The following is a 12,569-nucleotide window of genomic DNA, read 5'->3' on the forward strand; positions in this document are numbered from 1 at the left end:
CTAGGCCTCCACTTTTTCGACTGCGACGGCGGGTTCGGACACGTCGCCCGGCCCTGCGGCCAGCTCTACCGTCAGCGTCTCGCCCTTGACCAGTTCAGCGTTGGCCAGCAGGGCATCCACCACGTGCTGCGCGGCTGTGACCGTTGTCCGGATCCGGTCGCTGACGTTGAGCCCGGCGTCCTTCCGGGCCTGCTGGATGGCGCGGACCATGTCGCGTGCCAGGCCTTCGGCCTCCAGTTCGGGGGTGACCTCCGTGTTCAGGACCACGAACCCGCCTCCGGGCAGCACGGCAACAGCGGCAGACCCGCCCTCGGACTCAGCCACCACCGTCTCCAGCGTGTACTCCTGGGGCTCCAGTTGCAGCCCACCCGCGGTGACCACACCGGCGTCGTCCACGGACCAGTCGCCGGACTTGGATCCCTTGATGGCCACCTGGACGTTCTTGCCCAGGCGCGGGCCCGCGGCACGGGCGTTCACCACCAGCTTCTGCTGGATGCCGAACTCTTCAGGGGAAGCGGTGGCCGCGTCGAGCAGGCGCACGGAGCGCAGGTTGAGTTCATCGGCGACGACGGCGGCGAAGCCTTCCAGCACATCCGCCCCGGGTGCCACGACGGTGAGTTCCTGGAGGGGAAGGCGGACCCGCAGGTTGGCTGCCTTGCGGAGCGAGGACCCGGTGGAGCAGATCTGCTGGACCCGGTCCATGGCCTCCACCAGCGCGGGGTTGGCGGGGAAGAGGTCCGCGTCCGGCCAGTCGGCCAGGTGCACGGAGCGGCCGCCGGTCAGGCCGCGCCAGATCTCCTCGGAGACCAGCGGGAGCAGCGGGGCTGCGGCGCGGGTGACGGTCTCCAGCGCGGTGAACAGGGCGTCAAAGGCGTCCTGGTCCTCGTCGAAGAACCTCTGCCGGCTGCGGCGGACGTACCAGTTGGTGAGCATGTCCAGGTAGCTGCGGAGCGAGTCGCAGGCACCGGAGATGTCATAGGTGTCCAGCTGCACGGTCATGTTTCGCACCAGGTCGCCGGTGTTGGCCAGCAGGTACTGGTCCAGGGTGTCCGCATAGCCGTCGTAGCGCAGCTTCGCATCGTAGCCCTGTCCTGCGGCGGCAGCGTTGGTGTAGAGCGTGAAGAAGCTGTACACGTTCCAGAGCGGCAGGATCACCTGGCGCACGCCGTCGCGGATGCCTTGTTCGGTGACGATCAGGTTGCCGCCGCGCAGGATGGGGCTGGACATCAGGAACCAGCGCATGGCGTCGGAGCCGTCGCGGTCCAGGACCTCGGAGACGTCCGGGTAGTTGCGCAGGCTCTTGGACATCTTCTGCCCGTCCGAGCCCAGCACGATGCCGTGGCTGATAACGTTCCGGAACGCCGGCCGGTCGAACAGCGCTGTGGACAGGATGTGCAGCATGTAGAACCAGCCGCGTGTCTGACCGATGTATTCGACGATGAAGTCAGCAGGGTTATGCGTGTTGAACCAGGCCTCGTTCTCAAATGGGTAGTGCACCTGGCCGTACGGCATCGAGCCGGAGTCGAACCAGACATCCAGGACGTCTTCCACCCGGCGCATCACGGACTGGCCCTCTTCGGGCGTGCGGGGATCGTCCGGGTTGGGCCTGGTGAGCTCGTCGATGAACGGGCGGTGCAGGTCCACCTGTCCGTCCTTGTTCAGCGGCAGCCGGCCAAAGTCGGCTTCGATTTCCGCCAGGGAGCCATAAACGTCCGTGCGCGGGTACTCGGGGTCCGTGGACTGCCAGACGGGGATGGGGCTGCCCCAGAAGCGGTTGCGGCTGATGGACCAGTCGCGCGCGTTCTCGAGCCACTTGCCGAACTGGCCGTCCTTGACATTGCCGGGGATCCAGTTGATCTCCTGGTTCAGTTCGGACATCCGGTCCTTGAACTTGGTGACCTCCACGTACCAGGAGGACACGGCACGGTAGATCAGGGGGTTGCGGCAGCGCCAGCAGTGCGGGTAGCTGTGCTCGTAGCTGGCCTGGCGGACCAGGCGGCCCTGGGCACGGAGCACCTGGGTGATCGGCTTGTTGGCCTCGAAGACCTGCAGCCCCACGATGTCGTGGAGGTCGCCGTGCTTGAACAACGGCAGGAACTTTGCGCCCTCGTCCACGGAGAGCACCACGGGGATGCCTGCCTCCTCGCAGACTTTCTGGTCATCTTCACCGTAGGCGGGCGCCTGGTGCACGATGCCGGTGCCGTCCGTGGTGGTGACGTAGTCGGCCACCACGAAGCGCCAGGCGTTCTCCATGCCGTATTTCTCGTTGTCGGCGAAGTCGTCCCAGAGGCGCTGGTATTCCAGACCCTCCAGCTCGGCGCCGGTGTGGGTGGATACGACGGCGGCTTCAGCATCCTCGAAGCTGTCATAGCCAAGGTCCTTGGCGTAGCTGCCCAGCAGGTCCGCTGCAAGCATGAAGCTCCCGGTAACCGGGGCGTCGGCGGAGGCCGCCTTGATGCCGTTGGGGCCTGCCGGCAGCACGGCGTAGGTGATGGAAGGCCCGACGGCGAGCGCGGCGTTGGTGGGCAGCGTCCAGGGGGTGGTGGTCCAGGCGAGGGCCTGCACGCCGTCGAGCTGCTTGGACAGCGCGGAGCCGCCGGCCAGGATGGGGAACGTGACGGTGACGGTCTGGTCCTGGCGGTTCTTGTAGACGTCGTCGTCCATGCGCAGCTCGTGGTTGGACAGCGGCGTTTCGTCCTTCCAGCAGTAGGGCAGGACCCGGTAGCCGTTGTAGGTCAGCCCTTTGTCGTGCAGCTGCTTGAACGCCCAGAGGACCGACTCCATGTACTCGACGTTGAGGGTCTTGTAGTCGTTGTCGAAGTCCACCCAGCGTGCCTGGCGGGTGACGTAGCTGCGCCATTCGTCGGCGTACTTCATCACGGACGCGCGGCAGGCGTCGTTGAACTTGTCGATGCCCATGGCCTCGATCTGGGTCTTGTCCGTCATCCCCAGCTGTTTCATGGCCTCGAGCTCGGCAGGCAGGCCGTGGGTGTCCCAGCCGAAGCGGCGCTCCACGCGCTTGCCGCGCTGGGTCTGGTAGCGGCCCACCAGGTCCTTGGCGTAGCCGGTGAGGAGGTGGCCGTAGTGCGGCAGGCCGTTGGCGAAGGGCGGGCCGTCGTAGAAAACGAATTCGTTGCTGCCGGGCTCGCCGCCGGGGGCGTCGGCACTGCGCTGGTCGATGCTGGCCTGGAAGGTGCCGTCCTGGTCCCAGTACTTCAGGATGCGCTCTTCGATCTCCGGGAACTTCACGGAGGCGGAAACGCCGGCGCTGCCGTTGGAACCGGTGCTGGAGGCTGAGGCCTTGGGGTAAAACGTCATGTTCGACATCCTGGGTTGAGCGTGGTGAACCCCGGCAGGACCGGATGTTCCGTTCAGGATGCGAGGACGGCTGCCGTGCCGTCTTTGAAAGACTTCACGCCCACCGCGGTACCACCTCACTTACCGGCGCCGCGTGTCTTCCGCAAGGAACACGCGCTGCCCCGGCCTCTCATTACTGCTGTGACGGGCTTACCCGTCCGGTTCTACTGGCGCGGCCACCCTTTACCTGGGCCGCGTGTTCTTCCGGAAGCTCGCCGGTGATTGCCGGGTCATCGCCAACCCAGATTCTACTATCGCCATGGCGTCCTGTGCCATTCCGGCCCGTCGCGCCGCATCCCGTTCCCGGTCCGGAGGCTCCGGGACCCGGCGCCTCCCGGGGAACCGGTGCAGGGAACTGGTGGTGACGTGGTGCGGAATTAGGGAGGCAGTTACGGGCAGTGACCGCTGTCCGGCCCGGACCGGGCCGCGAATAATGGACAGATGCAAGCGGTGCAGCCATCCGTGCCGGGCATGCGGCCCAGCCTTTTGCGCCGGGCGGGTTCGTGGGCCTGCTGGTCAATCGCGGCCGTCCTGTGGCTGCCCGCAGCAGGACTGACCATCGTGCGCCTTGCCGGCGGCGGGTCCGGCACTCCGTGGGTCCAGTTGCTGTCCCTGTTCCCCGCCAGTTTGTTCGCGTCCCTTGCCGCAGCGGCAGCCGCACTGGCCGCCGTTGCCCTGGAACTCCGGGGTGCGCGCATTGTGCTGGCCGTGCTGGCCACCTGTCTCCTGTTAGGCCAGATGTCGATAGTGGCGCCGCGTATCGTCCCGGCGTCCGCGGCCCCGGGCACACTCTTTGAGCGGCCGGCCCACGCCGGTGCGGGCGCAAGCCATGCCGGCGTCCACCCGCTGACCGTGATGGCATTGAACGTGGGATCAACGGGCGTGGATCCCACCGTCCTGCTGGGGCAGGCCCGGGCACGGGACGTGGACATTCTCGCCCTTCCTGAACTGGCACTTGAAGGCCTGGCAGGCCTTGAGGCGGCAGGAATTGGCGTGGACTTTCCGTACCGGGTCATCGACGTTGACGGAGCCGGCACCGGCAACGCCATCTTCTCCCGCTATCCACTCGTGCCGATGCCGCGGGTGCCCGGTACGTCCTTCTACCAGACCCGCGCCGTCGCCGATGTCCCGGGCACCGCCGGCGGCATCCGGCTGACCTCGGTGCACGTTGACTCCCCCCGCCCTGGACATACGCCATCCTGGCGGGCGGAACTCGACCAGCTGGCAGGCCTGCAGCAGGGACTACCGGCGGACGGGAGCTCAGTCCTGCTGGGCGACTTCAACGCCGGGCAGGACCATGCAGAGTTCCGGAACCTGCTCACCACCGGCCTTACCGATGCCGCCGGGACCGTAGGAATGGGCCTGGTCCCCACCTGGCCCATGAATGCGCCGGTCCCCGCCTTTACTGCGATCGACCACATCCTTGTGAGCCGCGGCATCAGGGTGGCGGGGTTCAGCACCGTCGGATTCCCCGGGACGGACCACGCCGCCGTCGTCGGCATACTGGACACCTGGCCTTGAACCGCGCCCCTGTCCCGTGCCGGAGGAGGGCGGCCACCGTGTGCCGGTGGCTGTTCGTACCGGTTGCGTTGCCGGTGGCTGCCGTGTCGGCCGTCCGCGCCATACCGGTGGAATGGCCCGTCCTGGGGGTGCAGCTGGTGGCGTTCATGCCCTGGGTTGCCGCGCCTGCCGCGGCAGCCTTGCTCCTCGCATTACTGGGGCGTAGCCGGTGGCAGCGGGTCCTGGCTGCATCGCTGATGGGCTGCCAGGCCTTCTGGCTGCTTCCACTGGATGTCCGCGGGCCCACCGCCGAGGCGGCCGGACGGCCGGTCACCCTGGTGGCCATGAGCATCAACGCGGAACTGGGCGGCGCGGACGCAGGGAAGATCGTGGACCTGGTCCGTGAACGGCGCGTGGGCCTGCTGGCAGTGCAGGAGTACACGCCCCAGCTCTCGCTGAAGCTGACGGCGGCGGGGCTGGACGGACTGCTTCCGCACCGGATTGCCCACGCCAGGGAAGGCGCCGGGGGAACTGCGGTCTACTCGTCGTCCATGCTCGAGGACGCCGGGGTGCTTCCGGACACCCGGTTCAGCATGCCGGTTGTCCGGCTCGACCTGGGCCGTGGCGGGGGTGCAACCCTTCGTGTCGTGGCCGTGCACACCCTGGCGCCGGTGGGCAGCGCCGTGAACCAGTGGCGCAAGGAACTGGCCACATTGGCCGGGGCCGGCACCGGCTCCGGTCCCCTGTTGCTGGCCGGAGACTTCAACGCAACCTATGACCACCAGGAATTCCGCTCGCTGCTGGCCGGGGCTGGAGGCGCCCGGACCCTGGTGGACGTGGCGGCGTCAGCGGGCAGCAGGCTGGTGCCCACCTGGCCCATGCGCGGCTACCGCCTGCCGGGCATTGCCCTGGACCACCTGGGACCACCCGCGACATCACCGGCTCCGGCTACTCGGTCCACCCGATCGCTGGGACGGACCACGCCGCCGTGGTGGCCACCCTGCACGTCCAGGTCCCCTAGCCCTTCCGGATCAGCTTGTGCGTGGCTGCCTGCGCCACCGGCCGGACGACGATCTGGTCAAGGTTGACGTGGTGTGGGGCGCTGACGGCGTAACGGACGACGTCGGCCACGTCTTCTGCGGTAAGCGGCTTCTCCACGCCCTGGTAGACCTTTTCTGCGGACTGCGCATTCCCGAGCCGGTTGAGGGCGAACTCCTCGGTCTGCACCAGCCCCGGCGCCACCTCGATGACCCGCACATTGTGCTCAGCCTCTTCCAGCCGGAGGGCATTGGTCATGGCGTGCTGCCCGAACTTGGCAGCGTTGTAGCCGCCCCCGCCTTCGTAGGCATCCAATCCGGCGGTGGAGGTGAGGTTCAGGACGGTGCCCTCACCGGTGGACCGCAGCATCGGAAGGAACGCGCGGGTGAGCTTGAGGGTTCCCAGGACGTTGACCCGGTACATCCACTCCCAGTCAGCGGTGTTGGCATCGCCCACCTTGTCGGCACCCCTGGCACCACCGGCGATGTTGATCAGCGTGTCAATGCCGCCTGCTCCGGTGACCTGGGCGAGGAGCCGGGACACGTCGTCGTCCTCTGCGATATCGGCCGGGATCGCCACGGCGCCTGTCTCCCTTTCCAGTGCCGCCAGCCGCTCCGCCCGGCGTGCCACCGCGAAGACCGTCCACCCGCCGGCGCGAAGCGCACGCACCGTTGCCTCTCCGATTCCGCTGCTCGCGCCGGTCACCAATGCTGCCTTTTTCTGCAAGTCCTCAGTCATGGCACCACCCTAGCGGGATCAGCCGCCGGGCCGTCCCATGAGGTAATCAAGCAGGACCCGCGGGTGGTTGGCGTCAGTATCACCGGCGGGCGCAGGTCGACGGCGGCGTTTTCCCTGGCCATCCCCCGCGGCCCGGGCCGGTCCACCAGCACCCGGAAGCCGTCGTCGTCGTCCCCCGGGGTGACGGGTTGGGTGGGATGGAGCCAGCATGAAAGAATTGCCCAATGGCTGAAGACACGCAGGGTACAGACACGCCCACCACCGCCCCCATCAAAGTTCCGGACAAGCCGGCCCTCGAAGGCCTCGAAGCCGCGCTCACCCGGCGCTGGCTGTCCGAAGGAACCTACAAGTTCAACCCCGACACCACCCGGGAGCAGGTCTACTCGATCGACACTCCCCCGCCCACCGCGTCGGGATCGCTGCATGTGGGGCACATGTTCTCCTTCACCCAGACTGACGTCCAGGCACGCTACATGCGCATGACCGGCAGGAACGTCTTCTACCCCATGGGCTGGGATGACAACGGCCTGCCCACCGAACGCCGGGTCCAGAACTACTACGGTGTCCGCTGCGATCCGGCCATCCCGTACAACGCCGACTACCAGCCGCCCGCGCAGCCGGCCAAGAACCAGCGCGATTTCGACGTCGTGTCCCGGCAGAACTTCATCGAACTGTGCGAAGAACTGGCCGTTGAGGACGAGAAGGTCTTCGAAAACCTGTTCCAGACCCTGGGCCTGTCCGTTGACTGGGACCTGACCTACCGCACCATCGATGACACTTCCCGCGCAGTGTCCCAGCGCGCCTTCCTGGCCAACCTGGCGGCCGGGGACGCCTACATGGCCGAAGCTCCCACACTGTGGGACGTCACCTTCCGCACGGCCGTGGCGCAGGCCGAGCTTGAGGACCGCGAAGTCGCCGGGGCCTACTACCGCTACCCTTTCTTCACCGAAGACGGGGACAAGGTTTTCATTGAGACCACCCGTCCGGAGCTGCTGGCGGCGTGTGCCGCACTGGTGGCGAACCCCGACGACGAGCGGTACCAGCCGCTGTTCGGCAAGACCGTGAAGTCCCCGCTGTTCGATGTTGAACTCAAGGTCAAGGCCCACCCCCTGGCAAAGGCGGACAAGGGCTCCGGCATCGCCATGGTCTGCACCTTCGGTGACCTGACCGACGTCACCTGGTGGCGCGAACTGCAGCTTCCCACCCGTGCCATCATGGGCCGCGACGGCCGCATCATCGCCGAAACGCCCGAGTGGATCACCAGCGGAGCCGGCAAGGAGGCGTACGCCGCCATCGCCGGGAAGACTGCTTTTTCCGCCAAGGAAGCCGTGGTGGAACTGCTCAAGGAAGCCGGCCTGCTGGACGGTGAGCCCAAGAAGATCACGCATCCGGTGAACTTCTTCGAAAAGGGCGACAAGCCCCTGGAAGTGGTTACGTCCCGCCAGTGGTACATCCGCAACGGCGGCCGTGACGAGGACCGCCGCAAACGCCTCATTGGCCGGGGCAAGGACATCGACTTCCACCCGTCGTTCATGCGTTCCCGCTATGAAAACTGGATCGCCGGCCTGAACGGTGACTGGCTGGTCTCCCGCCAGCGGTTCTTCGGCGTGCCCATTCCCGTCTGGTACCCGCTCGACGCGCAGGGAAACCCGGACTACGACAACCCCATCCTGCCCTCCGACGAGCTCCTGCCCGTCGACCCTGCCGCCGACGCCGCCCCGGGCTTCGACGAGGCACAGCGCGACCAGCCCAACGGCTTCACCGGCGACGCCGACGTCCTGGACACCTGGGCGACGTCCTCCCTGACCCCGCAGATCGTGGGTGGCTGGAGCCGGGACGAGGACCTGTTCGCCAAGGTCTATCCGTTCGACCTGCGCCCCCAAGGCCACGACATCATCCGCACCTGGCTGTTCTCCTCGGTGGTCCGCGCGGACTCCCTGCAGGACAGTGCCCCCTGGAAGCACGCCGCCATCTCCGGCTGGATCCTGGACCCGGACCGCAAGAAAATGTCCAAGTCCAAGGGCAACGTGGTGGTCCCCACGGACGTCCTGAACGAGTACGGCTCCGACGCCGTCCGCTACTGGGCCGCCTCTGCACGGCTGGGCGCAGACACCGCCTACGAGATCGCGCAGATGAAAATCGGCCGCCGGCTCGCCATCAAGCTCCTGAACGCCTCCAAGTTCGTCCTGAACCTGGGCGCAACCGAGAACTCGGTGCTTTCGGGCGATATTGCCGTGCTGACGAACCCCCTGGACCGTGCGCTCCTGGCCCAGCTGGCCGACGTCGTGGCCCAGTCCACCAAGGCATTCGACAACTATGACTACGCCCGGGCGCTGCAGCTCACGGAGTCGTTCTTCTGGCAGTTCACGGATGACTACGTGGAGCTGATCAAGGACCGCGCCTACGGAGCTGCGGGAGATCCCGAGCAGGCCTCGGTTCTCGCCGCCCTGGCCACCACACTAGACACCCTGCTCCGGCTGTTCGCCCCGTTCCTGCCGTTCGCCACGGAGGAAGTGTGGAGCTGGTGGCGCAACGGGTCCGTGCACCGGGCCGAATGGCCGGCTGCACTGGAGATCCCGGACGGCGACACCACCATGCTGGCAACGGTGGGGGTGGCACTCAGCGGTGTCCGCAAGGCCAAGTCCGAGGCCAAGGTCAAGCAGCGCACCGAGGTGCTGTCCGCCACGATCACTGCGCCGGAAGCGCTGACAGCGCAGCTGCAGGCCGGGCTGGCGGATTTGAAGGCTGCGTCCAACGCCCGGGAGATCACCCTGGCGGTGGGCAGCGGCGACCTCACGGTCTCCGACGTTGCTTTGGCACCCAGCGACGAGCCGGCCAAGGCCTGACGCCGGACCATAGCCAGGTCAGCCTTTTCGAGGCAAAGGGGAAGCCCCATCAGCGTTTTGCCGTTGGTGGGGCTTCGACTTTTCGGCCATCCGGTGACGTGCTCTGATGGTCTGGCAGGATCCGCTGATCTTCAGGTCTTACTACCCCGTCACTGGTAGCTTGCATTCAACTTTGCCGATGGCTGCGTTAACTGACAAATCACTGAATCTTTGGTTCCTGCGTCCCCTTCTTTCGAAGTGGTAGGAACTATTGTTCTCCTGCGCCGGACCACGTGCAAGGGCCCCGGGATAACTACATTCAGGTAGTTTTCCCGGGGCCCTCCCAGAGTGTCAGTGCCCGGCGTTCAGTCGAATTCCGGGCTCTCGGTGCGGCTGCGCTTCAACTCGAAGAAATGCGGGTAGGCAGCGATGGCCGTGGTGGCGTCCCAGATCCTGCCGGCTTCCTCACTGCGGGGGATACGCGTCAGCACCGGGCCGAAGAACGCGGTGCCATTGAAGGCGACCACCGGGGTGCCGACGTCCTGGCCCACCAGCGAAATCCCTTCCTCGTGGCTGGCCCGGAGCTTCTGGTCGTACGCGTCGGAGGTGGCGGCATCGGCCAGGGAGGCGGGGAGCCCGCACTCCGCAAGGGCTTTGGTGATGACCTCGGTGCGGTCTTTTTCACCCTGGTTGTGGATCAGCGTGCCCATGGCATCGTAGAGCGGCTTGATGACCTGCGGTCCATGCTCTTCACGGGCGGCGATGATCACCCGGACCATGCCCCAGGCGTTGTCCATGGATTCACGATAGCCGGGGTCCAGGTCCCGTCCCTCGTTCAGGACTGCCAGGCTCATGACGTGCCACTCGGTCTCGATGTCCCGCACGGTTTCCACTTCCCCGATCCAGCGGGAGGTCACCCATGCGAACGGGCAGAGGGGGTCGAACCAGAAGTCGGCTTTGTTCTTGGCGGGTACAGTCACGGAGGTCCTCTCGGTCAGGCAGACTTACGGCGCTTGGCCACGTGCGGAATCATGGTGGGTTCGGCCCCGCGCAGGACCACGTCCTCGGTGATCACCACGCTGGCCACGTCCTCGCGGCTGGGAAGGTCGAACATCACGGGAAGCAGGACTTCCTCCAGGATCGCGCGCAGGCCGCGGGCGCCGGTGCCCCGTTCCAGGGCCTGGTCGGCAATGGCATCCAGGGCGGTGTCGTCGAACACCAGCTCCACGCCGTCGATCTGGAACATCTTCTGGTACTGCTTCACCAGGGCGTTCTTGGGTGTGGAAAGGATTTGGATCAGGGCATCGCGGTCCAGGTTGGACACGGTGGTGATGACGGGGAGCCGGCCGATGAATTCGGGGATCAGGCCGAACTTCAGCAGGTCCTCCGGCATGACTTCACCGTAGGAGTCCACCTTCTTGCTGGCCTCGTTCAGTGGAGCGCCGAAACCGATGCCCTTGCGGCCGGAGCGGGAGCCAATGATCTCTTCCAGGCCGGCAAAAGCGCCGGCCACGATGAACAGGACGTTGGTGGTGTCGATCTGGATGAATTCCTGGTGCGGGTGCTTCCGTCCGCCCTGCGGCGGCACGGATGCGACGGTACCTTCGAGGATCTTCAGGAGGGCCTGCTGCACGCCCTCGCCGGACACGTCGCGGGTGATGGACGGGTTCTCGCTCTTGCGGGAGATCTTGTCGATCTCGTCGATGTAGATGATGCCCTGTTCGGCCTTCTTGACGTCGTAGTCAGCGGCCTGGATGAGCTTGAGGAGGATGTTCTCCACGTCTTCGCCCACGTATCCGGCCTCGGTCAGGGCAGTGGCGTCGGCGACGGCGAACGGGACGTTCAGCCGGCGGGCGAGGGTCTGCGCAAGGTAGGTCTTGCCGCAGCCGGTGGGACCAATGAGGAGGATGTTCGACTTGGCGATCTCGACGTCGTCGTGGTGGGCGCCGTCCCCGAGGTTCCCGGACTTGGGCGCGTGGCCGGCCTGGATGCGCTTGTAGTGGTTGTACACCGCGACGGCGAGGGACCGCTTGGCGGGCTCCTGGCCGATCACGTATTCCTGCAGGAAGTCGAAGATTTCGCGCGGTTTGGGAAGCTCGAAGCTGCCGAGGTCGGCGACCTCCGCGAGCTCTTCCTCAATGATTTCGTTGCACAACTCGATGCATTCATCGCAGATGTAGACACCGGGGCCGGCAATCAGCTTGCGCACCTGCTTCTGGCTCTTTCCGCAGAAAGAGCACTTCAGCAGATCCGTGCTCTCGCCAATCCGAGCCATATGTGAACCCCTTAGTATCCTGCTGCCTGGCAGCCTTGCACCATTGCTGAAATCTCTCCCGGGCCGCACGGCCCGGTTTGTGACAACATCCACTCTAGGTCACATTGGCCCCCAAGGGTGGAATGAAAAGGCCGGTGCGGCCAAATGAACTGGACCGCACCGGCTTCCGGTACTGCTACCTCGTGATTGCCTGGGGCTTGATCTTGCGGGAGTCAAGAACCTGGTCGATGAGGCCGTATGCCTGGGCTTCTTCGGCGGTAAGGATCTTGTCGCGCTCGATGTCGTTGTTGACCTGCTCCGACGTGCGTCCGGAGTGGTGGGCCAGGGTGTCCTCCAGCCAGGAGCGCATGCGCATGACCTCTGCGGCCTGGATCTCCAGGTCGGAGGCCTGTCCGCCCTGGCCGCCGGACAATGCGGGCTGGTGGATGAGGACGCGGGCGTTGGGCAGCGCCAGCCGCTTGCCGGGCGTGCCCGCAGCGAGCAGGACGGCAGCCGCGCTGGCGGCCTGGCCGAGGCAGACGGTCTGGATCTCGGGGCGGATGTACTGCATGGTGTCGTAGATCGCCGTCATGGCCGTGAAGGAGCCGCCCGGCGAGTTGATGTAGAGGGTGATGTCGCGGTCCGGGTCCGTGGACTCCAGGACCAGCAGCTGGGCCATGATGTCGTCAGCGGAAGCGTCGTCCACCTGCACGCCGAGGAAGATGATGCGGTCCTCGAAGAGCTTGGTGTAGGGGTCCTGGCGCTTGAAGCCGTAGGGGGTGCGTTCCTCGAACTGCGGCAGGACGTAGCGGCTGGACGGAAGATTACCGGCTGACCACCCGAAGTTGTAGTTCATT

Annotated in this window: 8 protein-coding genes; 3 read left to right on the forward strand and 5 right to left on the reverse strand. The window is 66.2% G+C overall.

Annotation, left to right across the window (positions count from 1 at the left end):
• Entirely contained in the window at nt 1-3,318 is a 3,318-nt protein-coding gene (gene ileS, locus NIBR502770_RS09055) for an isoleucine--tRNA ligase (RefSeq protein ID WP_141181723.1), read from the reverse strand.
• 480 nt (nt 3,319-3,798) lie between these two features.
• Between ileS and NIBR502770_RS09060 the strand changes: the two genes are divergently transcribed.
• Nucleotides 3,799-4,878, forward strand: coding sequence for an endonuclease/exonuclease/phosphatase family protein (locus tag NIBR502770_RS09060; protein WP_141181724.1), 1,080 nt, complete (start codon nt 3,799-3,801; stop codon nt 4,876-4,878).
• A 38-nt stretch (nt 4,879-4,916) separates the two neighbouring features.
• Nucleotides 4,917-5,945, forward strand: coding sequence for an endonuclease/exonuclease/phosphatase family protein (locus NIBR502770_RS09065; RefSeq protein ID WP_168223146.1), 1,029 nt, complete (start codon nt 4,917-4,919; stop codon nt 5,943-5,945).
• Here the strand turns inward: NIBR502770_RS09065 and NIBR502770_RS09070 are convergent.
• Nucleotides 5,875-6,633: an SDR family oxidoreductase gene (locus NIBR502770_RS09070; RefSeq protein ID WP_141181725.1), complete on the reverse strand. Its 759-nt coding sequence runs from the start codon at nt 6,631-6,633 to the stop codon at nt 5,875-5,877. The two genes, NIBR502770_RS09065 and NIBR502770_RS09070, sit on opposite strands and share 71 nt — an antisense overlap.
• A gap of 224 nt (nt 6,634-6,857) precedes the next feature.
• Here NIBR502770_RS09070 and valS point away from each other — a divergent pair, with 224 nt between their 5' ends.
• The gene (gene valS / locus NIBR502770_RS09075; RefSeq protein ID WP_141181726.1) at nt 6,858-9,479 is read left to right on the forward strand and encodes a valine--tRNA ligase; all 2,622 of its coding nucleotides are present in this window, start codon (nt 6,858-6,860) and stop codon (nt 9,477-9,479) included.
• A 344-nt stretch (nt 9,480-9,823) separates the two neighbouring features.
• On the opposite strand, the gene NIBR502770_RS09080 is transcribed toward valS, so the two are convergent.
• The 3 genes from NIBR502770_RS09080 to NIBR502770_RS09090 form a co-directional block, all read right to left on the reverse strand.
• Nucleotides 9,824-10,438 carry a DsbA family protein gene (locus NIBR502770_RS09080; RefSeq protein ID WP_141181727.1) on the reverse strand — a complete coding sequence of 205 codons (615 nt, stop codon included), beginning with the start codon at nt 10,436-10,438 and terminating at the stop codon, nt 9,824-9,826.
• 14 nt (nt 10,439-10,452) lie between these two features.
• On the reverse strand, nt 10,453-11,733 hold the full coding sequence (gene clpX / locus NIBR502770_RS09085) for an ATP-dependent Clp protease ATP-binding subunit ClpX (RefSeq protein ID WP_141160216.1): 1,281 nt from the start codon (nt 11,731-11,733) through the stop codon (nt 10,453-10,455).
• A 175-nt stretch (nt 11,734-11,908) separates the two neighbouring features.
• Nucleotides 11,909-12,568, reverse strand: a complete 660-nt coding sequence (locus tag NIBR502770_RS09090) for an ATP-dependent Clp protease proteolytic subunit (protein WP_018769476.1) — start codon at nt 12,566-12,568, stop codon at nt 11,909-11,911.
• Nucleotide 12,569 lies beyond the last annotated feature (1 nt).

It is taken from the genome of Pseudarthrobacter sp. NIBRBAC000502770 (assembly GCF_006517815.1).
In the GTDB taxonomy this organism is placed as follows: Bacteria; Actinomycetota; Actinomycetes; order Actinomycetales; family Micrococcaceae; genus Arthrobacter; species Arthrobacter niigatensis.

Coding starts and splice junctions, on each gene's coding strand:
- ileS (WP_141181723.1), bottom strand. CDS start 3,318: ATGACGTTTTACCCCAAGGCCTCAGCCTCCAGCACCGGTTCCAACGGC.
- NIBR502770_RS09060 (WP_141181724.1), top strand. CDS start 3,799: ATGCAAGCGGTGCAGCCATCCGTGCCGGGCATGCGGCCCAGCCTTTTG.
- NIBR502770_RS09070 (WP_141181725.1), bottom strand. CDS start 6,633: ATGACTGAGGACTTGCAGAAAAAGGCAGCATTGGTGACCGGCGCGAGC.
- valS (WP_141181726.1), top strand. CDS start 6,858: ATGGCTGAAGACACGCAGGGTACAGACACGCCCACCACCGCCCCCATC.
- clpX (WP_141160216.1), bottom strand. CDS start 11,733: ATGGCTCGGATTGGCGAGAGCACGGATCTGCTGAAGTGCTCTTTCTGC.
- NIBR502770_RS09090 (WP_018769476.1), bottom strand. CDS start 12,568: ATGAACTACAACTTCGGGTGGTCAGCCGGTAATCTTCCGTCCAGCCGC.